The sequence below is a fragment of the Rugamonas brunnea genome, from assembly GCF_014042345.1.
Taxonomy (GTDB): Bacteria; Pseudomonadota; Gammaproteobacteria; order Burkholderiales; family Burkholderiaceae_D; genus Rugamonas; species Rugamonas brunnea.
In genome coordinates this window covers 124,631-143,454 of record NZ_JACEZT010000013.1, presented here as the reverse complement: position 1 = coordinate 143,454, position 18,824 = coordinate 124,631, and the positions used below count along the sequence as shown (strand labels likewise).

Sequence of the window (18,824 nt, the reverse complement as noted above, 5' to 3'; positions counted from 1 at the left end):
AATTCCGGTTTAGCTCAGTCCACCCACTGCACCAGGCCGTAATGGGCGGTGGCCAGCACCACCAGGCCGAACACGATGCGATACCAGGCGAAGAAGGTGAAGGTGTGGGTACTGATGTAGCGCAGCAGCCAGCGCACGCACAGGAAAGCCGACACGAAGGCGGCCAGCGAGCCGATGCCGAACAGCGGCAGGTCGGCCGCCGACAGCAGCGCGCGTTCCTTGAACAGCGAATAGACGGTAGCGCCCAGCAGCGTGGGGATGGCGAGGAAGAACGAGAACTCCGTGGCCACCTGGCGCGACAGGCCGAACATCATGCTGCCCATGATGGTGGCGCCGGAGCGGCTGGTGCCGGGGATCAGGGCGAACGCCTGGGCCAGGCCGATCTTGATGGCGTCCACCGGCGTCATGTCGTCCACCGACGTGATGCGGGCCATGCCGGGATTTTTCGCCTCGCTGCGTTCGACCAGCAGGATCACCAGGCCGCCGACGATGAAGGCCAGCGCCACCGGCACGGGCTTGAACAGCACGGCCTTGATGGCCTTGTTGAACGCCACGCCCAGCACGGCGGCCGGCAGGAAGGCGATGATGACGTTGATGGCGAAGCGCTGCTGTTTGCGGTCGCTGAACAGGCCGCTGAGCACGGCCGCGATGCGGGCCCGGTATTCCCAGCACACGGCGAAGATGGCGCCGGCCTGGATCACGATCTCGAACACTTTCATCTTTTCTTCCATGCCGGCGAAATTGAGCAGGCTGTCGGCCAGGATCAGGTGGCCGGTGGAGGAAATGGGCAGGAACTCGGTGAAACCTTCCACCAGGCCCATGATGAGGGCTTTAAGCGCGAGAATGATATCCATGAATAATCGTTAGAGTTCGAATTAGTTTGACGGAGGAAATAGTGTCCGGCGCGGGCGCCAGCGCTGCGCGGGCTCGAAGCTTACCATGCCGGGGCGCCGCCATTCTGAATCGGGCGCAAATCGGCGGAAAAAAGGCGCGCCGTGGGGCGGCGCGAGGGGGAGGGGACGGTGTTTGGTGCGAATTCTGCGCAATTTCAGCGCAATTTCCGCGTAAATTCAGCGCACCGTGCGCATGCCGGGATTGTGGGCGCGGGCGCCAGGCGTGATCACTTCCAGTTGACCCGCCTTGAATACTTGCTGGTGTTCGCCATGGTCGTCGAGCCAGCGGCACAGCACGTCGTCATCGTCGCTCAGGCCCGTGAGGCCCGTTGTCGTCTTAATCACCAGCATGCGGCGATGCCAGCCGATGGGCCGTACCGTATCGCCCGCCTTTGCCCGTTCGCGTTCCATGATGACCTCCATTGCCTGCTGGTCACCATGATACGCTTGCGCGGCGCCCGTGTGCAGCGCGCACGCGCAACGGTTTGATGTCGCGATGCAACTGTGGTGATGCGGCCTAGGTCAGGCCGGCGCCGTGGCCCGCTCCAGCGTGGCCAACCACACCATGGCCTGTTCGCGGGTGCTGCCGCACATCTCCAGCGACGGTTGCAGGCCCGCGCAAAAGGCCGGCCGCTCGGGACGGCCGAAGATCAGGCAGCCGTTATCCTCGCTTAACTGGATGCAACGCACACCGGCAGGCTTGCCGTTGGGCATGCCAGGGATGGGGCTGGTGATCGAGGGCGCCGTGCAGCAGGCACCGCAACCGGGGCGGCAGTCGGGAACGGGGGCGGGCTGGTTCATAGGGGAATCCGTGCATGGGTCCTGCGGCGGGCGTGGACTGGGCCGTTATTTTACCCGGCTTTGCGTTTGGCCAGCTTGGTGGACCGGGCCCGGCGCCGACTGCGCCGACTGCGCGGAGTGTGCGGCGTGCGCGGCGTGTGCTGATTGCGCCGGCTGCGCTGATTGCGCCGACTGTGCCGATTGCATGCCTAGCCACTGTCCCACGGCGTGCGCGACCCACGGCCCGTCGTCAAGCGGCAAGTCGTGGCCCGCGTCCGGATGCACCTGGTGTGGGGCCGCCCACGCCCGCGCCAGCCGCTGCGAGCAGGATGGCGACACCAGCCGGTCGCCCGCGCTCGACAGGATCAGCACCGGCACGTCCGGCCGGCGGGATGGCGCACGGAAGCGCGCCGCCGCCCACAACTGGCGCAGCGCGTTGACGCGGCTGACCGGGTGATCGTGCTGGTAAGCGAGCCAGCGTTGCAGCAAGCCATCGTCCACGTGGGCGTCGCGGCTGGTCAGGCGCAGGATCAGGCTTTCCTGGCGCGCCACGCCGCCGCGCAGCAGCAAGCCGGCGATGGCTGGGTAGTTATGCCAGCGCAGGCGTTGGTGGAAGCGGCTGTAGGGCCGCATGCTGGTGTTGACCAGCACGCACGCCGCGACTTCGTCCGGATAGCGGTCGGCCCATGCCACGGCCGCCATGCCGCCCAGCGACAGCGCCAGCAGTCGGTACGGCGGCGCCACGCCGTCGGCCCGCAATTGCGCCCGGCAGGCCTCGACCATCGCGTCCACAGAGGTGGGGCTGGCCTCGGCATGGCGGCTGCCGTTGCCGGGCAGGTCGGGCGTGATGATGGCCGCGCCCGGCAGCGCCCGCGCCAGCTGGGCGGGGAAGTCGCCCCAGTGACGCTGTTCGCGCATCAGGCCGCGCAGCAGGACCCAGCTGGCCATCAGTCGTACCAGCGCGCCAGCGCGCGCCGCTGCTGGGCCTTGCGGGCCAGTCCCTGCGGCTGCCAGTGGCCGTGGCTGGCGGCGGCCCGCATCAGGAAATCGAACCACACGAGGTGGCGCCGCAGCACCCGTTGCAGCCGGTGCGTGGCAGTGGGGTTGAAGATGCCGAGCCGGTTGAACAACTGGCGCGGATTCTTCTTGACCCAGGCCCACGAGCCCATTTCCAGCGTCAGCGGCAGGAAGGTGCGCTCGCCGGCGCCTTCCACGTTCAGGTACAGGTAGTCCCACAGGTCGCCATGGGTCAGGTACTGGCGGCTTTGCGGTTCGAACACGTAGTTGTGGTTGGGATAGCTCTGGCTGAACAGTTCTTCCAGCGCGCCGATCTCGGCCAGGTGGGGAATCGGCGTGGCCGTGTGGGCATGGGGAAACCAGATGCGGTCGCGCAGGCCGAAGCCGGAGTGGCAGTCGAGCGCCATGCTGAACGGGCGCGACAGCAGCTCCCGCTCCACCAGCTTGCACACGGCGCTGCTTTCCGGCTCCATGGGCGCGTCCGGTGCGCCGCGATACCACGGCAGGCGCGCGCTGTAGCGCTGGCCGCCCAGCAGGAAGGGGACTTTTTCCAGCGCGTTCACGGGTGCGTTGCGCATCAGGTCCACGCCCTGCGGATTGCAGCGCGTGGCGCGCCACATGCCGCCTGGATTGACGAGCGGCATGAATACGAGGCGCATGTGGTCCAGCTGATGGTGCAGCGTGCGGTCCCAGCGCAGCCGCGCCAGCAGGCTTTCCAGGAACGACAGCACGACCTGGGTGCCGATCCGTTCCAGCCCGTGGATGCCGCCGAAAAAGCCCAGCGCCGGCACGTCGGGCGCCGGATTGCCGATGGCCAGCGTGTAGACGGGGAACTGGCGGCCGTCGATGTCCACCGCGCACGGCGTGGCCACCTCGAAGTGCGTCCCGCCTTCGTCGATCAGGCGCTTGAGGGCGATCAGTTCCGGCAGGTTCTTGGCGATCATGGCGGGCGGCGAGGGCTGGCGTACCGGCTAGTGTAGCCCAATTGACGCGCGCCACGCAGCCGATTGGTGCCCCATTTTCCGTGCGCAGCCTTGCCTTGCCGGCGGCAGCCCGGCGCGCCGGTTGCCGTCGTCAGTCGGGCGCTGCGGCCGGGTAGTGGCGCGCGGCGCCGATGATGGAGCTGTCCTCGATGGCGATGGCCGGCAAGGGCAGGGCGGCCACGCGGCGCGCTTCCTCCTGCGGCAGCCCGAGGCCCAGCAGCATGGCCAGGGCCATGTCGTCGGGATAGCTGGCCGGTTGCGTCCCGCGCGACAGGGAGCGGGCTGCGCTGAACAGCACGCCGACCACGAAGTCCAGGGCCACGCGCGCCGGCATGGCCATGAAGCGGCGTTGCGCCAGGCCTTGCTCCAGGTCGCGCGCCAGGAAGGCGATGCCGATCAGCTGGCTTTCCGCGTCCGGCATCGGCAGGCGCGCCAGGAAAGCGCCCAGCAGGGGATAGGCGTGCACCGTCTGCATCAGCAGCCGCGCGCCGCAGGCGATGCGGGCGGCGGGGTCTTCATGCGGTTGCACGACGGGATCGATGATCCGCAGCAGCTCATTGCCGATCTCGCCGGCCACGGCCACCAGCAACTCCTCATTGGTGCGGAAATAGTTGTAGAACGACCCGCGCGACATGCCGGCCAGGGCCAGCACATCGTCGATGACGGCCGCTTGCGGACCCTTGCGGGAAAACACCAGCAATGCGCATTCGAGCAGCTTGGCGCGGGTGCGTTCCCGTCGCTCCGCTGCAACACGCGTCCGCCAGTCCACCTGGACTTCCTCTCCCATCGTCCTTTTCTCCCTCTAAGCCTGCCGTTGCTGCTGCCGCCGGCCGTGCCGGCCAGCGGAATTATACTCAAAAAATAGATTGACATAATCGTCAGGCTAACGATAATGTCAGTTAAATGAGAAAAAAATGACGCCGGTCAAAGCGCAGCCAATTCATCCACCTTGCTTACCCAGGAGACACCATGCCTGCCCCATCCCCCGCCGTCCTGCGCGCGCCGACGGCCTATCCGGAAAGCGCCCGGCCGCCTGGCGTGCAACAGCTGATCCGCCCGGCCGCGCTGCTCAAGGCGCAGGCGCTGGCGTTCCTGATGTTCGAGAAGCCCCGCCTGGACGCCGTGGAAACCTTCCTCACCGATTTCGGCATGCGCACCGTGGCCCGTGGCGCCGAGCGCCTGCTGATGCGTGGCGCCGGCGGCGCGCCGTGCATCTACATGGCGCAGGCGGGCAGCCGTTCCCGTTACCTGGGCGCCGCCTTCGCCGTCGCCGGCGAGGCCGAACTGGCGCTGGCCGAGCGCCACGCCGGCGCGCGCCGCCTGCCGCCCGGCGCCGTACCCGGCGGCGGCAGCGGGGTCGAGCTGGTCGACCCGGCCGGCAACCTGCTGTGGCTGGTCACGGGACAGCAGCTCCTGCCGCCGCTGCCCCTGCGCGCGCCCCTGCATACGCTCACCAACGGCCCCGGCCTGTCGCCGCGTGTGAACGCGACCGTGCGCCCGCCGCTGGAGCCGGCCGCCATCGCCAAGCTGGGCCACGTGGTGTTGCAGACCACCGCCTTCAGCGAGATGGCGGCCTGGTATATGCGCCACCTGGGACTGATCCCCACCGACGTCCAGTACCTGGAGGATGGCTCGCCCAATCTGTGCTTCTTCCGGCTCGACCTGGGCGACACGCCGGCCGACCACCACAGCTTCGTGCTGGCCGGCGGCATCGAGGAGAAATACGAGCACAGCGCCTACGAGGTGGTCGACCTCGACGCGCTCGGCCAGGGCCACAACGTGCTGCGCGCCAACGGCCACCGCCACATGTGGGGCATCGGCCGCCACGTGCTGGGCAGCCAGCTGTTCGATTACTGGTACGACCCGGACGGCATGGAGTTCGAGCACTACGCGGATGGCGACGTGTTCACGGCCGCCTATGAAACCCATTACGTGCCGCTCGACATGGCCGGCATCTGGGCCTGGGGCGACGACGTGCCCAAGTCCATGGGCGCGCCGCGCAATCTGGCCACCGTGTTCAAGGTGCTGGGGCTGCTGCGCAGCGGCCGGCTGAGCATGCAGCGGCTCAAGCTGCTCGGCCGCGCTATGTCGCGGCCGCGTCCTTGGCTGTGAGCCCACAGCCCGATTTCAATCAACCAGGGGAATTTCATGGCAGTTCAAGTCATCCGCTACACGCATGGCGGCAAACCAGGATGGGGCGTGGTGCACGCCGGCCGTATCGCGCCGCTGTCGCGCGACTATGCCAGCACGGCCGATTTCGTGCGCGAGGGCATGGCGGAGGCGCATGCCCTCGGCCCCGACGCGGCGCAGTTGCCGCTGGCGCAGGTCACGCTGCTGTCGCCGGTCACGGACGACCGCCAGTTCATCTGCCAGGGCATCAACTACGCCAGCCACGTGCGCGAGTCCGGCATGGACCCGGACAAGATCGGCTTCAACACCATCTTCACCAAGGCGCCGTCCTGCCTGACCTCGGCCTACGCCGACGTGGTGCGCCCGGCCCATGTGCAACTGCTCGACTATGAAGTCGAACTGGGCCTGGTGATGCGGCGCCCGCTGACGAAGGCGACGGTGGTCGGCCCCGACCAGCTGCACGAGTGGCTGGCCGGCGTGACCATCGTCAACGACCTGTCGGCGCGCGACGTGCAGCTGCCGCAGGCCCAGTTCTACAAGGGCAAGAGCTACCGTGGCTTCGGTCCGACCGGCCCCTGTTTGCTGTTGCTGAGCGCGCAGGAGTGGCGCCTGTGGCCGCAACTGCGCATGCGCCTGCAGGTGAACGGCCAGCTGCGCCAGGACGCCTATTGCGGCGAGATGCTGTTCAAGCCGCACCAGACGCTGACCGAGCTGTCGGCGCTGCACGACCTGCAGCCCGGCGACCTGATCGCCACCGGCACGCCGGCCGGCTGCGCGGCGCGCGCGCCGAACCGGCTGGCCATGTGGGTGGCGCGCCACCTGCTGTCGGAGCAGGGCAAGTGGCGCATGTTCATCCGCAACGGCCTGCGCAACGCGGCCTACCTGCGTCCGGGCGACACGGTCACGGCCTCGATCCGCACCGATGACGGCGCCCTCGACCTGGGCGAGCAGCGCAACCGGATCGTGGCGCCATGAACGCCCCGATGAGCGGCCCCACGAGTGGCCCGATCAGCGGCAGCATGAGCGGCGCCATGAGCGGCGAGATGACCGCCGCCGCTATCGGCCAGTTCGGCCCGCCCTCGGTGTTGCGGCTGCAACGGCTGCCATGCCCGGCGCCGAAGGCGGGCGAGATCCTGGTGCGGGTGCAGGCCGCCGCCGTCCATCCGATCGACGCGCGCCGGCGTGGCGGCTACGCCCGCCGCCTGTTCGCGCTGATGGGCGCGGCGCGCATGCCGCTGGTGCTGGGCAACGGCTTCGCCGGCACCGTGGTCGCCGTGGGCCGTGGCGTCACCAGCCTGCGCGTGGGCGACGCCGTGTTTGGCGCCAAGCCGCCGTCCAGCAGCGGCACCCACGCCAGCCACGTGGTGGTGCGCGCCGAGCACGCGCTGCGTCAGCCGGCCGGCATGGACGCCATGGCGCTGGCCGCCTTGCCCTACAACTTCCTGACGGCGGCGCGCGCGATCACCGACGCCGGCATCACGGCGCAGTCGCTGCAAGGGCGCGCGGTGCTGGTGTACGGCGCTTCCGGTGGACTGGGCTTGCTGGCCATATGGCTGCTGCACAGCATGGGCGCCCAGGTGACGGCGGTGGCGGGCGGCGCTGGCCTGGATGACTGCCGCGCGGCCGGCGCCACGACCGTGGTCGACCGCCACCGCCAGCCCCTGCATGCGCTGCCGCGCCACTTCGCGGCCACGCTCAATTTCGCCAACTGGGACGACGAGGCCGCGTTGCTGCACCTGTTGGCGCCCGATGCGCTGGGCCATGCCACCACGGTCCATCCCATGCTCGGCAACATCGACCGGCATGGCTTGCTGGGCGGCGCCCTGGCCACGCTGCGCCAGCGCCGGCGCATGCGCGCGCAGGTGCCGAAGGGCGCGCGCTACGCCTGGACCGTGTTCCGTCCCGAGCCGGCGCTGTTCGCCCTGCTGGCGCAGTGTGCGCACCGGCTGCCGGCGCCGGCCTGCACCGGCTACCCATTGAGCGCGGCCGCGCAGGCCCACCGCCACGTCGAGCAACGCCTGCCCGGGCGCGCCGTGCTGCTGCCGGCCTGAACCGTACCGCACCACGCTACACCGCATTGCATCGCACCGCACCGCCATCACAACATCAAGGAGACCATCATGCCCGATACCACCCGGACCGCACCGCGCCATGGCGGCGGCGTCCACAACCTGGACGACATCCTGGCGTTCGAACAGACGCCATGGCAGCAGCAACTGCCGGCCCATAACACCTACGACCTGCTGTGCCAGGCCTGCGAGCGCCAGCCCGGCAAGACGGCGCTGCGCTTCGTCCTGACGGGCGACGTGGACGCGGCCGAATTCACGGTTGATTACCGCACCCTCAAGCGGCGCGTGACGCAGGCGGCGAACGCCTTCCACCGGGCCGGCATCGACAAGGGCAAGGCCGTCACGCTGTTGCTGCCCAACCTGCCGCAAACCCATTTCGCGCTGCTTGGCGCGCAGGCGGCCGGCATCGCCAGCCCCGTCAACCCGATGCTGGAGGTGGACTACCTCGCGGCCATCGTCAACGAGACCGGCGCCGAGGCGCTGGTCGCCTTCGCGCCCGTGCCCGACAGCGACCTGTGGGACAAGGCGATGGAGGTGGTGGACCGTTGCCCCGCCATCTGCACCGTGTTCGTGGTCAGCGCCGCGCCCTACGTCGGCACCGCCAAGGGGCTGATGCTGAAGGCCATGTACGCCACGGCCCGGCGCCCGGCCCGGCGCGACGTCGCCGTGATCGGCTTCGACGCCGCGCTCGAGCGCGAGCGGCACGACATGCTGGCCTCGGGCCGGCACATCGGCGCGTCCGACATCTGCTCCTATTTCCACACCGGCGGCACCACCGGCTTGCCCAAGGTGGCCATGCACACCCACCTGAACGAGACCTTCGTGGCGTGCATGCTCAACGTGCTGGAACCGCGTCCCAGCGTGGTGCTGTGCGGCCTGCCCCTGTTCCACGTGAACGGCGCGATGGTGACCGGACTGGCCGCCTTCTGCGGCGGCTGGGAGGTGGTCATGCTGACGCCGGCCGGCTATCGCGGCAAGAACGTGATGAGCAATTTCTGGCGGCTGGTCGAGCGCTTCCGCGCCTCCAGCTTCAGCGGCGTGCCCACCATCTTCGCCGCGCTGGCCAACCTGCCGCTGGCCGGCGCCGACATCCGCTCGCTGCGCTATGCGTTCTGCGGCGCCGCGCCCCTGCCGGGCGAGGTGGCGCGCCGTTTCGAGGCGGTGGCCGGCATCCAGTTGTGCGAAGGCTATGGCTTGACGGAGGGCGCCTGCGTGTCCTCGGTCAATCCGGTGCAGGGCGGGCGCCGCCTGGGCACGGTCGGCCTGCGGCTGCCGCACCAGCAACTGGCGGCGTGGCGCATCGACAGCGCTGGCAATGCCACCGGGGCCTGCGGCATCGGCGAGATCGGCGTCATCGGCGTGTGCGGCCCCAACATCTTCCCCGGCTACCTGCGCGAGCAGGACAACCGCGGCATCTGGCTCAAGCCGGGCTGGCTCAACACGGGCGACCTCGGTTATGTGGACCAGGACGGCTACCTGCATCTGACGGGCCGGGCCAAGGAGCTGATCATCCGGGGCGGCCACAACATCGACCCGGCCATGATCGAGGACGCCTTGCTGCGCCATCCGGCCGTGGCCATGGTGGCCGCCGTTGGCCAGCCCGACGCCCACGCCGGCGAACTGCCGGTGGCCTATGTCACGCTCAAGACGGGCGCCGCGGCGACGGCCGAAGAGCTGGTGGCCGCCGCCGCCGCGCTGGTGCCCGAGCGCGCCGCCGTGCCGGTGCGGGTCGCCATCCTGCCGCAGATGGCGCTGACGGCCGTGGGCAAGGTGGCCAAGGCGGAACTGCGCATGCGTGCGGCCGAACACGTGTTCGAGCGCATCCTCGGCGACAGCGGCATCGCGGCCCGCGTGTGCGTGCGCGCCGACGTCAAGCGCGGCACGGTGGCGCTGGTCTCCTGCGCCGCGTCGCAGCAGGGCCGCGTGCTCGAGCTGCTGGGCCGCTACAGCATGCCGGTCGATTTTGCGGCCTGAAGCGTGGCCCCCTCCCTCCCGAACCGAAGGACACAATCATGAAACAGACTATCCCGGCCACCGTCGACGTGCTGCTGGTCGGCATGGGCCCGGTGGGCGCCGCCGCCGCCAACCTGCTGGGCCGCTACGGCATCCGCACGCTGGCGATCGACAAGAGCAGCGACATCTTCATGGCGCCGCGCGCCATCGCGCTGGACAACGAGGCGCTGCGCATCCTGCAGTTGGCCGGCCTGGAGGAGGGCGACTTCGCCACCCACGCGATCGCCAAGGTGCAGATGCGCTCGCCCCTGTTCGGCAACTACGCGCGCGCCAACACGGCCGGCCACATCGACGGCCATCCCCGGCTGGTGACGTTCTACCAGCCGGAGCTGGAGCGGGCCTTGCGCGCGCGGCTGGCCGGCTACCCGCACGTGCAGGTGGCGCTGGGCACGGAACTGATCGATTTCAACGAGCAGGAGCAGGGCGTGCAGGCGCGGCTGCGCCTGGCCGACGGCAGCATCCACGGCGTGCGGGCCAGCTACCTGGTGGGCGTGGACGGCGCCAGCTCCTTCGTGCGGCGCCACGCCGGCATGGACTTCCACGGCAAGACCTTCGCCCAGGACTGGCTGGTGGTGGACGCGCAGGACGTGCCGGACCCGATCGACCACATCGAATTCATGTGCGATCCGCGGCGGCCCACGCCGCACATGGTGGCGCCGGGCGGCCGCCAGCGCTGGGAATTCATGCTGCGCCCGGACGAGACGCGCGAGCAGATGGAGCGCCCGGAGAAGATCCGCGAACTGCTGCAGCCATGGTGCCGGCCGGAGGACATCACGATCGAGCGCACGGCCGTCTACCGCTTCCATGCGCGGGTGGTGGAGCGCTTCTCGCGCGGCCGCATCTTCCTGGCCGGCGACGCGGCCCACATCACGCCGCCATTCGTGGGCCAGGGGCTGGTGGCCGGGCTGCGCGACGTGGCCAACCTGTGCTGGAAGCTGGCCTGGGTGGTGCAGGGCCGCGCCGCCCCCGCCATCCTCGACAGCTACGACATGGAGCGCCGTCCGCACGCCAAGTCCATCGTCAACCTGGCGTTGCTGATGGGACGGCTGGTCATGCCGCGCAACCGCCTGACGGCGCTGGGCGTGCACGGGCTGATGTCGCTGTTGCAGCTGCTGCCGGCCACGCGGGCCCTGTTCCAGGACTTGAAGATCAAGCCGCCCAGCCGCTTCGGGCGCGGCCTGTTCAAGGCCTGCGGGCGCGGCGCGCGGCTGGTGCGCGGGGGCCTGTTCCCGCAGGGACTGGTGCGGCGTGGCGCCGGCCAGCCGTTCGTGCTCAGCGACGACGCGCTGGGCCAGCGGCTGGCGCTGGTGGGCTTCGGCTGCGACCCGAAATCGGCGCTGGCGCCCGGCCTGCAGGCCGCGTGGGCGCAGGCCGGCGGCACCACGCTGCAACTGCGCCACCGGGGCCAGGTGGACACGGGCGGCGAGCCATCGTGGGAAGACATGAGCGACAGCCTGGTGCCCGGCGCGGCGCCGGTGGGCTGGCTGGCCGTGGTGCGGCCGGATCGCACGGTATTGCACGACGGCCCGCTGGCGCAGGCGGACGCGATTGTCAGCGAGGCACTGGCCTTGCTCGGAGTGGCGCGGCCGGCGCCCGGCGGGCAGGCGGCGCAGCTGCGCGCGTCCCGCACGGGCTGACTGCGTGGCAGACAGGATAAGTGGCAACAGGTAGCACCAGTACAAACCATAACAACGAGGAGACCAACATGATCGATTTTAAGACCGGCGCACTGCGCGCCATTCCGGCCGCCGCCGCCCTGTGCGTGGGCCTGGCCGGGACCACCCCGGCCCACGCGGCCGAAGCGTTCGAACCGCGCTACAACATGGCCGGCAGCCTTGGCGGCGAGATGTTCGTGCCGCCCGACCAGGCAGGGTGGGCGGGCGGCGTCGCCGTCACCCACATCAGCGTCAGCAAGGTGACCGGCAACGATGGCCAGGCCATCTCCACCACGCTGCCCGGCGGCGTGGTGCCGCTGCCGGCGCCCACGCCTGCCGCGTTGTATCCCACCTACGGCACCAGCACCGCCCATTTCGACGCCACCGGCCCGATGACGCGGGTCGATCTCGCCATCGGCTACATCACGCCCGAACGCTATGCCGGCGGCCAGTTCGCGTTCGTGGTCGACGTGCCTTATGGGCGCAAGAAACAGGACGTCAACATCACCGCCAGCACGCCGGGCTTGAACTGGAATCCCGCCATCCCGGCGCCGGTGCAATCCGCGGTGCAGGCGCAGTTCGGCGCGCAGTACCAGGCGCAGGTGGACGCCCAGTCGGCCGACTTCAGCGGCGAAGTGACCGGTATCGGCGACGTCGAGTTGCAAGCCGGCTGGCTGTACACGGGGACGCAGGTGCATGTGCTGGCCGGCGCGAGCGTGGTGCTGCCGACCGGGAAGTACGACACCAGCCCCGGACCGCATATCAGCACCGGCAATTACTATACCTTGCGGCCCGCGCTGCAACTGGCCTGGCTGCCGACCCCGGAGATCGGACTGGCCACCAAAATGTCGGTGGGGCTGAATACCCGCAACAAGGACAATGAACTGCGCAGCGGTAACTGGGTCAGCGTCGAGGCGGCGGCGGGCTACAAGACGGCGGTCGGTGTCGTCGGTGTGCACGGCGTCTATCTGCGCCAGTACCAGGATGACGACAACAACCCGTTCGGCGCCAGCCGCTTCCGCTCGAACAGCGCGGGCATGTTCTTCACCACCAAGGTGCCGGGCATCGACGCCGCGCTGACACTGCAATACATGACCACCACGTCTTCGCGCAACGCCAAGCACGGCGACTTTACCCAGTTGCGCCTGGTCAAAGTGTTCTGATGCGCCATGCCCGCCCGTCCCTGCACGCCGGGCGGCGGGCATGGGGCGGCGGGTGTGCGGTGTCGGTATGTCCGTGCTGGTTCGGGATGGGCGATCCGACCCGTGGCGCGCGTAGCGTGACCGCGCTGTGTCAATGTTGTCCGTTTGGAGATGCGATGCGATATGGTTTAAGTGGCGCCGGCGTTGTTGCCTGGGATGAGGCTACCCAGCAATGGTTGTGCGTTGCGCCTCATGGCGGCGCCCCCCTGCTTGAGATCCTGGCGCTGACGTCGGATCAGCAGCTTGCTCTGCTTGAGCACGCCCGGCGTCGTCAGGCGACCGGCGTTGCGCCGTCCGGGCTACCGTTCCCGCTGCAATCTTTGCGCGCCTATGCCTTGTGGGAATCACACATGGTCAACGGCGCCAAAGGCATGGTGCGGCGCTTTGCCCCCCCTTTGCTGCGCCATATCGCGAAGGGCTACGAGTTGGTGACGGGCCAAGTTTTCCCAGCCCTGAAGCCTCGGGCAAATTTCTATCGCTATCCGCAGTTCTACATGTCCAACCATCGCTCCGTGATCCCCGATGGCGCCGCCTTGTCGTGGCCAGCCTTCGCAGGGGTGCTGGACTTCGAGTTGGAGATCGGCGTCGTCATAGCAAGGGAGACCCGCAACCCGAGTCCGGAACGTGCCGTCGATGCGATCGGCGGTTTTGTGGTGATGAACGACTGGAGCGCGCGCGATATGCAGTGGGACGATACGCGCAAAGGCACGTTCGGCGGTCTGGTCAAGGCCAAGACCTTTGCCGGCGCGATGAGCGCCATCGTCGTGACACCAGACGAAGTCCTGCCTCGTTGGGGGGACATCCGCGGCCGTGTCCGCGTCAACGGCGATGTTTGGTGCGAGGGCAGCACCGCCAACAGCATGTATGGCCTTGGCGACATGGTCGCCTATGCGGCGTGGGGCGAATCATTGCGAGCCGGGGATGTCCTGTCAACTGGCACCTTGCCAGGATGCTGCGGCCTGGAGTTGGGACGTTTCCCCCAGGCGGGCGATGCCGTGCGACTGGAAATTGACGGGATCGGAACGTTGACCAACACCATTGAGAAAAAACATCAGTTAAATATGGAGACGGACCTACACCGGGGGACGTTCTGCCGCTAATAGTGGTAGCGGCACGCGACCACATACACCGTGCCGCTTTCCACCATGTACACCAGGCGGTGCTCGCGGTCGATCCGACGCGACCACAGTCCTGTTAAATTGCCTCTAAGCGGCTCCGGCTTGCCCGGGCCCTTGAAGGGATCCGCAATGATGGCATCGATCAGTTCGTTGATCTTTTCCGAAAGCTTGGGGCTGGCCTCCTGCCAGTGCTGGTAGTCCTCCCAGCCAATGTCGGTGAAGGCGACGGCCGCGTGCCTGGCTTGCTCCTTGTTACTTGCCTTGTGATTCTTCATCGCGGACAAGCTCCCGTTTCCTGGCCTTGCCGGCTTTCAATTGCTCGAACGATGCAAGCAGGCGGCTGGCGTTTTTCGGGGATTCGAGCAGATACAGCGTTTCCTCGATGCTATTGAAATCGGACAGCGACAGCATGACGACGGCTTCCCCGTTTTGGCGCGTGATGACGGCCGGACTGTGGTCGTTGCAGACTTCGTCCATCACCGCCTTCAGTCCGGCGCGTGCCTCGCTGAAAGTGAAAATGTTCATGGGATTGGTCCTTTGTGTTCCGGCAGGTGGTCTGCGTAGGTTCATGGTACAGAGTTTTGTACAATGCGTAAATATTGTGCAGATGCTTGTGCCTGGACCGTTCCGCCATGCCGGTTGTTCAGCCCCCGGCTTGACGCTGGCGGCAGGCCCGTCTATATTAATGACTTGAAAGTAAGTTAAACTGGAACCCTATGCAAGCCCCACCCGAATCCAAGCCCCGCTGGGAGCGGCGCAAAGATGCGCGGCCGCAGGAATTGCTGGCCGCCGCGCTGGGCCAGTTCGTTGAACGTGGCTTCGCGGCCACCCGGCTGGAAGATGTGGCGCGCCGCGCCGGCGTGTCCAAGGGCACGCTCTACCTCTATTTCGAGAACAAGGAAGAACTGTTCAAGGCCGTGGTGCGCGAGCACATCGTGAACGCCATCGGCGAGGCCGAGCAGAGCGTGGCCGAATTCGACGGCCACAGCGGCGAATTGCTGCGCGCCATCCTGATGCGGTGGTGGGACCAGATCGGCGCCACCCAGCTGGCCGGCATCACCAAGCTGATGATGGCGGAAGCCAATAATTTCCCCGACCTGGCCCAGTTCTACAACGAGGAAGTGATCGAGCGCGGCAACCGCCTGATCTCCAGTGTGCTGGTGCGCGGCGTGGCGCGCGGCGAATTCCGCCCGCTGGACCCGGACGTGATGACCCCCGTGCTGACGGCCCCGGTGCTGATGCTGATGATGTGGACCCACTCCTTCCTGCCCTGCGACATGTCGGCGCTGGACCCGCAAGCCTATATGGCGGCGTTCATCGACATGGCCCTGAACGGCTTGCTGCCGCCGGGCGCCAACGTCGCCTGATGCCCGTGCGCACCACCATGGCGGGGCGATTTGGCCACTTCAACCCCCTCAAACTGCAGACTGTCGCAATTTCCCGCGTCCCGTCAGGTTTCTCGTTAACATGTGCCTTCCTTGCCAGATCAACGATAAAATGACGGATTATTCTTTTTCCACCGAGTCATAAGATGAATATCGAACAAGCCCGCTTCAACATGATCGAACAGCAAATCCGTCCTTGGGATGTGCTGGACCAAGACGTCCTGGACCTGCTGGTGGTGGTCAAGCGCGAGAATTTCGTGCCGGCCGCGCACAAAAACCTGGCCTTCGTCGACACGGAAATCCCGCTGCCAGGCGGCCAGAGCATGTTCAGCCCCAAGCTGGAAGCGCGCTTGTTGCAGGAAGTTAAACTGAAGAAGCACGAAAATGTGCTGGAAATCGGCAGCGGCAGCGGCTACATGGCCGCCCTGCTGGCGCACAAGGGTCGTCACGTGACGACCGTGGAAATCGATCCGGAACTGAAGGCGCTGGCCGAGAAGAACCTGGCCGACAACGGCGTGACCAACGCCACGGTGGAACTGGGCGACGGCGCCCACGGCTGGTCGCAGGGCGCACCGTATGACGTGATCGTCATCTCCGGCGGCCTGCCCACCCTGCCTGAAGCGTTCCTGCAACAGTTGAAGGTCGGCGGCCGCCTGGTGGCCATCATCGGTGAAGCGCCGCTGATGAAGGCGCAGCTGGTCACCCGCACGGGCGAGGCCGGCTACGACACCCGGACTTTGTTTGAAACCAATGTGAAGCTGCTGAGCAAAGCCTCGGCACCGTCGCATTTCACGTTCTGAGCGGGGCGCCATGCAGCATCTGACCGCGCTGGAGCTGGCGGACTGGCTGGCCGACGAGGCCCGCCCCAGCCCCTTCCTGATGGACGTGCGTGAACCATGGGAATTCGAGACGTGCCGCATCGCCGGTTCGACCCTGATCCCCATGCATACCATTCCGGCCCGCATCGACGACCTCGATGAGGATGCTGCCATCGTGTGCATCTGCCACCACGGCGCCCGCAGCCTGCAGGTGGCCGCCTTCCTGGAGCGTCACGGCTTCGGCAAGGTGAGCAACCTGACCGGCGGCGTGCACGCGTGGGCCGTGCAGGTCGACCACGCGATGCCCAAGTACTGATCAGGCAAGCCCAGGCCGCGGCGACGCGGCGCTGGCTTCGGCGGCAATGAATGGTGTCTTTTTGATATGATTAACTTTTTTTGATGACTCCCACGGAGAACGCAATGCAGAGACCCCTTATCGCCGTGCTGATCGCCAGCGCTTTCATGACGTTCAACGCACAGGCGGCCGATCTGGTCCAGGTGTACCAGCAGGCGCTGGCCAATGACGCGACCTTCGCCAGCGCCCGCGCCAGCCTGACGGCGGGGGAGGAGCGCATCACCCAAGGCCGGGCCGGCCTGCTGCCGTTCATCTCGGCCAGCGGCTCCAACAGCCGCAACACGGGCGACGCCCAGGTCAATCCGGCGCCCAAGGTGGACACCAATTATCACGTCAACAATTACCAGGTCACGCTGACCCAGCCCCTGTTCAACTGGGCCAGCTGGCAGCAATACCAGCAAAGCAAACTGGTGCAGGCGGCCGCCGAGGCCAGCTATGCCCAGGCCCAGCAGGATCTGATCGTGCGCGTGGCGCAGGCTTACTTCGATGTGCTGACGGCGCAGGATTTCCTGACCTCGACCCGGGCCCAGAAAGTGGCCACCACCGAGCAGCTGGCCTCGGCCAAGCGCAACTTTGAGGTCGGCACCCAGACCATCACCGACACCCACGAGGCGCAGGCCGCCTATGACTTGGTGGTGGCGCAGGAATTCGCCGCGATCAACGACCTCGACAACAAGCGCACGGCGCTGCAGGTAATCGTCGGCCAGGCGCCGGCCGAACTGGCGCCGCTGCGCGCCGGCGTGACCATCGCCGCTCCCCAGCCGGCCGCGATGGAGCCGTGGGTCAGCTCGGCCGAAGGCCAGAACTACGCGGTGGTGGGCGCCCAGCTGCAACTGGAGATCGCCAAGCGCGACATCGAGCGCAACCGTTCCGGCCACTATCCGACCGTCAACCTGGTGGCCAGCAACCAGCACAACATGCAGACCGGCACCAACATCGTCAATAACAATTCTATCGGCGTGCAGTGGAACGTGCCGCTGTTCAGCGGTTTCGCCGTGACCAGCAAGGTGCGCGAATCGATCGCGCTGGAAGACAAGGCCCGCAACGACCTGGAGGCGACCAAGCGCGCCGCCGCGCAGGGCGCGCGCCAAGCTTACCTGGGCGTCAACAGCGGGCTGGCGCAGGTGAAGGCGCTGGAGGCGGCGGAAGTGTCGAGCAAATCCTCGCTCGATTCGAACAAGCTCGGCTACCAGGTCGGCGTGCGCATCAACATCGACGTGCTGAACGCCCAGAAGCTGCTGTACTCGACCCAGCAGAGCCTGTCCAAGGCCCGTTACGACACCATCATGGCCGGCCTGCGCCTGAAGGCGGCGGCCGGTTCGCTCAAGCCGGAAGACCTGGACACGGTCAACGCCCTGCTGGCGCATTAACACCAGCCAGGGCGGGCCGGCGCGGTATTACAGGCCGGCGCCGGCGCCGTCGAACTGGCGCTCGATCAGTTCGATCTTGTAGCCGTCCGGGTCGGTCACGAAGGCGATCACGGTCGAGCCACCTTTCACCGGGCCCGGCTCGCGCGTGACGTTGCCGCCGTTGGCCTTGACGGCCTCGCATGCCCGCACGATATCGTCGGCCGAAATGGCCAAATGGCCGTAGGCCGTGCCCATCTCATAGCTGCTCACGCCATAGTTGTAGGTCAGTTCCAGTTCCGCGTGCTCGGGATTGGCGCCGTAGCCGAGGAAGGCCAGCGTGTACTTGTATTCCGGGTTGTCGCTGGTGCGCAGCAATTTCATGCCCAGCACCTTGGTGTAGAAATCGATCGAACGTTGCAGGTCGCCTACCCGCAGCATGGTGTGCAAAATACGCATGGTGGTCTTTCATGTCGGTGGAGAGTAAGCCGCATTCTATGCGTTTTGACGCAACCATGCCGGGACCGGCGCGGGCGCCGGCCACGCCGCCCCGCAAGCGCTTCAGTGATCGAGCCGCACGTCCAGCGTGATGTGGGTGTTCAGCACGCGCGACAACGGACACTCCAGCTTGGCCTTGAGCGCCGCCTGTTCGAACGCGGCCTGGCTGGCGCCGGGAATGCAGGCGATCAGGTTCAGGTGCACCGAACCGATCTGGAAATCATCGCCCACCTTGCCCAGCGAGACGGTGGCCGTGGTGATCAGGCTGCGCGGCTTCAGGCCGGCGGCCGCCAGTTCGCCCGCCACCGTCATCGTGAAGCAGGCCGCGTGGGCCGCGCCCAGCAGTTCTTCGGGATTGGTGCCGGCGTCATGCTCGAAGCGGCTGTGGTAGCCGTACGAGACGTTGTCGAGAATGCCGCTCTCGGTCGCCACCTTGCCGCTGCCGCCTTTCAGGTCACCGCTCCAGACGGCCGTTCCAGTGCGTTTCATGATGTGCTCCTGTGTCACTTGCGATGCGCCATCATGACGCGGCCGTGCGCCCGGCTCCGTTCGGAGACGCACA

21 protein-coding genes are annotated in these 18,824 nt (G+C 67.4%); 11 read left to right on the top strand and 10 right to left on the bottom strand.

Annotation, left to right across the window (positions count from 1 at the left end; all coding sequences use genetic code 11):
• Nucleotides 1-14: 14 nt before the first annotated feature.
• The 6 genes from H3H37_RS18945 to H3H37_RS18920 all read right to left on the bottom strand — a co-directional run bounded on the left by H3H37_RS18945 (nt 15) and on the right by H3H37_RS18920 (nt 4,460).
• A complete protein-coding gene (locus tag H3H37_RS18945) occupies nt 15-854 on the bottom strand; it encodes an undecaprenyl-diphosphate phosphatase (RefSeq protein WP_182165413.1) in 840 nt (279 codons plus the stop codon).
• A 216-nt stretch (nt 855-1,070) separates the two neighbouring features.
• Nucleotides 1,071-1,304 (bottom strand): hypothetical protein, encoded by a 234-nt coding sequence (locus H3H37_RS18940; RefSeq protein ID WP_182165411.1) that lies wholly within the window; start codon nt 1,302-1,304, stop codon nt 1,071-1,073.
• A 111-nt stretch (nt 1,305-1,415) separates the two neighbouring features.
• The gene (locus H3H37_RS18935) at nt 1,416-1,694 is read right to left on the bottom strand and encodes a YkgJ family cysteine cluster protein (RefSeq protein ID WP_182165409.1); all 279 of its coding nucleotides are present in this window, start codon (nt 1,692-1,694) and stop codon (nt 1,416-1,418) included.
• A 45-nt stretch (nt 1,695-1,739) separates the two neighbouring features.
• On the bottom strand, nt 1,740-2,621 hold the full coding sequence (locus H3H37_RS18930) for an alpha/beta fold hydrolase (RefSeq protein ID WP_182165407.1): 882 nt from the start codon (nt 2,619-2,621) through the stop codon (nt 1,740-1,742).
• A complete protein-coding gene (locus tag H3H37_RS18925) occupies nt 2,621-3,634 on the bottom strand; it encodes a M14 family zinc carboxypeptidase (protein WP_182165405.1) in 1,014 nt (337 codons plus the stop codon). Before H3H37_RS18925 ends, H3H37_RS18930 begins: the two co-directional genes overlap by 1 nt.
• Before the next feature lie 130 nt (nt 3,635-3,764).
• Nucleotides 3,765-4,460, bottom strand: a complete 696-nt coding sequence (locus H3H37_RS18920) for a TetR/AcrR family transcriptional regulator (protein WP_182165403.1) — start codon at nt 4,458-4,460, stop codon at nt 3,765-3,767.
• A 182-nt stretch (nt 4,461-4,642) separates the two neighbouring features.
• On the opposite strand from H3H37_RS18920, the gene H3H37_RS18915 reads away from it, so the two are divergent.
• The 7 genes from H3H37_RS18915 to H3H37_RS18885 all read left to right on the top strand — a co-directional run bounded on the left by H3H37_RS18915 (nt 4,643) and on the right by H3H37_RS18885 (nt 13,842).
• A complete protein-coding gene (locus H3H37_RS18915) occupies nt 4,643-5,785 on the top strand; it encodes a VOC family protein (protein ID WP_182165401.1) in 1,143 nt (380 codons plus the stop codon).
• A gap of 36 nt (nt 5,786-5,821) precedes the next feature.
• Nucleotides 5,822-6,778 (top strand): fumarylacetoacetate hydrolase family protein, encoded by a 957-nt coding sequence (locus tag H3H37_RS18910; RefSeq protein WP_182165399.1) that lies wholly within the window; start codon nt 5,822-5,824, stop codon nt 6,776-6,778.
• Complete coding sequence (locus tag H3H37_RS18905) at nt 6,775-7,854, top strand: quinone oxidoreductase family protein (RefSeq protein WP_229218910.1); 1,080 nt, start codon at nt 6,775-6,777, stop codon at nt 7,852-7,854. Before H3H37_RS18910 ends, H3H37_RS18905 begins: the two co-directional genes overlap by 4 nt.
• A gap of 69 nt (nt 7,855-7,923) precedes the next feature.
• Nucleotides 7,924-9,846 carry an acyl-CoA synthetase gene (locus tag H3H37_RS18900; RefSeq protein WP_182165397.1) on the top strand — a complete coding sequence of 641 codons (1,923 nt, stop codon included), beginning with the start codon at nt 7,924-7,926 and terminating at the stop codon, nt 9,844-9,846.
• Between the two features lie 38 nt (nt 9,847-9,884).
• On the top strand, nt 9,885-11,522 hold the full coding sequence (locus tag H3H37_RS18895; protein ID WP_182165395.1) for a bifunctional 3-(3-hydroxy-phenyl)propionate/3-hydroxycinnamic acid hydroxylase: 1,638 nt from the start codon (nt 9,885-9,887) through the stop codon (nt 11,520-11,522).
• Between the two features lie 68 nt (nt 11,523-11,590).
• Nucleotides 11,591-12,703 carry a transporter gene (locus H3H37_RS18890; RefSeq protein WP_182165393.1) on the top strand — a complete coding sequence of 371 codons (1,113 nt, stop codon included), beginning with the start codon at nt 11,591-11,593 and terminating at the stop codon, nt 12,701-12,703.
• 155 nt (nt 12,704-12,858) lie between these two features.
• Entirely contained in the window at nt 12,859-13,842 is a 984-nt protein-coding gene (locus tag H3H37_RS18885; RefSeq protein ID WP_182165391.1) for a fumarylacetoacetate hydrolase family protein, read from the top strand.
• On the opposite strand, the gene H3H37_RS18880 is transcribed toward H3H37_RS18885, so the two are convergent.
• Nucleotides 13,839-14,135 carry a Txe/YoeB family addiction module toxin gene (locus H3H37_RS18880; protein WP_182165456.1) on the bottom strand — a complete coding sequence of 99 codons (297 nt, stop codon included), beginning with the start codon at nt 14,133-14,135 and terminating at the stop codon, nt 13,839-13,841. The two genes, H3H37_RS18885 and H3H37_RS18880, sit on opposite strands and share 4 nt — an antisense overlap.
• The gene (locus H3H37_RS18875) at nt 14,113-14,385 is read right to left on the bottom strand and encodes a type II toxin-antitoxin system Phd/YefM family antitoxin (protein ID WP_182165389.1); all 273 of its coding nucleotides are present in this window, start codon (nt 14,383-14,385) and stop codon (nt 14,113-14,115) included. Before H3H37_RS18875 ends, H3H37_RS18880 begins: the two co-directional genes overlap by 23 nt.
• A 191-nt stretch (nt 14,386-14,576) precedes the next feature.
• Here H3H37_RS18875 and H3H37_RS18870 point away from each other — a divergent pair, with 191 nt between their 5' ends.
• From H3H37_RS18870 to H3H37_RS18855, 4 genes are all read left to right on the top strand, one after another.
• A complete protein-coding gene (locus H3H37_RS18870; RefSeq protein ID WP_182165387.1) occupies nt 14,577-15,227 on the top strand; it encodes a TetR/AcrR family transcriptional regulator in 651 nt (216 codons plus the stop codon).
• A gap of 164 nt (nt 15,228-15,391) precedes the next feature.
• Nucleotides 15,392-16,045, top strand: a complete 654-nt coding sequence (locus tag H3H37_RS18865) for a protein-L-isoaspartate O-methyltransferase family protein (RefSeq protein ID WP_182165385.1) — start codon at nt 15,392-15,394, stop codon at nt 16,043-16,045.
• A 10-nt stretch (nt 16,046-16,055) separates the two neighbouring features.
• On the top strand, nt 16,056-16,379 hold the full coding sequence (locus H3H37_RS18860) for a rhodanese-like domain-containing protein (RefSeq protein ID WP_182165383.1): 324 nt from the start codon (nt 16,056-16,058) through the stop codon (nt 16,377-16,379).
• A 104-nt stretch (nt 16,380-16,483) separates the two neighbouring features.
• Entirely contained in the window at nt 16,484-17,788 is a 1,305-nt protein-coding gene (locus tag H3H37_RS18855) for a TolC family outer membrane protein (RefSeq protein ID WP_182165381.1), read from the top strand.
• A gap of 27 nt (nt 17,789-17,815) precedes the next feature.
• On the opposite strand, the gene gloA is transcribed toward H3H37_RS18855, so the two are convergent.
• On the bottom strand, nt 17,816-18,223 hold the full coding sequence (gloA, locus tag H3H37_RS18850) for a lactoylglutathione lyase (protein WP_182165379.1): 408 nt from the start codon (nt 18,221-18,223) through the stop codon (nt 17,816-17,818).
• A 102-nt stretch (nt 18,224-18,325) separates the two neighbouring features.
• Entirely contained in the window at nt 18,326-18,751 is a 426-nt protein-coding gene (locus H3H37_RS18845; protein ID WP_182165377.1) for an OsmC family peroxiredoxin, read from the bottom strand.
• Nucleotides 18,752-18,824: the final 73 nt, after the last annotated feature.

Bases quoted from the DNA above. Each gene is read 5' to 3' on its own strand.
- H3H37_RS18945 (WP_182165413.1), bottom strand. From the start codon at position 854: ATGGATATCATTCTCGCGCTTAAAGCCCTCATCATGGGCCTGGTGGAA.
- H3H37_RS18940 (WP_182165411.1), bottom strand. From the start codon at position 1,304: ATGGAACGCGAACGGGCAAAGGCGGGCGATACGGTACGGCCCATCGGC.
- H3H37_RS18935 (WP_182165409.1), bottom strand. From the start codon at position 1,694: ATGAACCAGCCCGCCCCCGTTCCCGACTGCCGCCCCGGTTGCGGTGCC.
- H3H37_RS18930 (WP_182165407.1), bottom strand. From the start codon at position 2,621: ATGGCCAGCTGGGTCCTGCTGCGCGGCCTGATGCGCGAACAGCGTCAC.
- H3H37_RS18925 (WP_182165405.1), bottom strand. From the start codon at position 3,634: ATGATCGCCAAGAACCTGCCGGAACTGATCGCCCTCAAGCGCCTGATC.
- H3H37_RS18920 (WP_182165403.1), bottom strand. From the start codon at position 4,460: ATGGGAGAGGAAGTCCAGGTGGACTGGCGGACGCGTGTTGCAGCGGAG.
- H3H37_RS18915 (WP_182165401.1), top strand. From the start codon at position 4,643: ATGCCTGCCCCATCCCCCGCCGTCCTGCGCGCGCCGACGGCCTATCCG.
- H3H37_RS18910 (WP_182165399.1), top strand. From the start codon at position 5,822: ATGGCAGTTCAAGTCATCCGCTACACGCATGGCGGCAAACCAGGATGG.
- H3H37_RS18905 (WP_229218910.1), top strand. From the start codon at position 6,775: ATGAACGCCCCGATGAGCGGCCCCACGAGTGGCCCGATCAGCGGCAGC.
- H3H37_RS18900 (WP_182165397.1), top strand. From the start codon at position 7,924: ATGCCCGATACCACCCGGACCGCACCGCGCCATGGCGGCGGCGTCCAC.
- H3H37_RS18895 (WP_182165395.1), top strand. From the start codon at position 9,885: ATGAAACAGACTATCCCGGCCACCGTCGACGTGCTGCTGGTCGGCATG.
- H3H37_RS18890 (WP_182165393.1), top strand. From the start codon at position 11,591: ATGATCGATTTTAAGACCGGCGCACTGCGCGCCATTCCGGCCGCCGCC.
- H3H37_RS18885 (WP_182165391.1), top strand. From the start codon at position 12,859: ATGCGATATGGTTTAAGTGGCGCCGGCGTTGTTGCCTGGGATGAGGCT.
- H3H37_RS18880 (WP_182165456.1), bottom strand. From the start codon at position 14,135: ATGAAGAATCACAAGGCAAGTAACAAGGAGCAAGCCAGGCACGCGGCC.
- H3H37_RS18875 (WP_182165389.1), bottom strand. From the start codon at position 14,385: ATGAACATTTTCACTTTCAGCGAGGCACGCGCCGGACTGAAGGCGGTG.
- H3H37_RS18870 (WP_182165387.1), top strand. From the start codon at position 14,577: ATGCAAGCCCCACCCGAATCCAAGCCCCGCTGGGAGCGGCGCAAAGAT.
- H3H37_RS18865 (WP_182165385.1), top strand. From the start codon at position 15,392: ATGAATATCGAACAAGCCCGCTTCAACATGATCGAACAGCAAATCCGT.
- H3H37_RS18860 (WP_182165383.1), top strand. From the start codon at position 16,056: ATGCAGCATCTGACCGCGCTGGAGCTGGCGGACTGGCTGGCCGACGAG.
- H3H37_RS18855 (WP_182165381.1), top strand. From the start codon at position 16,484: ATGCAGAGACCCCTTATCGCCGTGCTGATCGCCAGCGCTTTCATGACG.
- gloA (WP_182165379.1), bottom strand. From the start codon at position 18,223: ATGCGTATTTTGCACACCATGCTGCGGGTAGGCGACCTGCAACGTTCG.
- H3H37_RS18845 (WP_182165377.1), bottom strand. From the start codon at position 18,751: ATGAAACGCACTGGAACGGCCGTCTGGAGCGGTGACCTGAAAGGCGGC.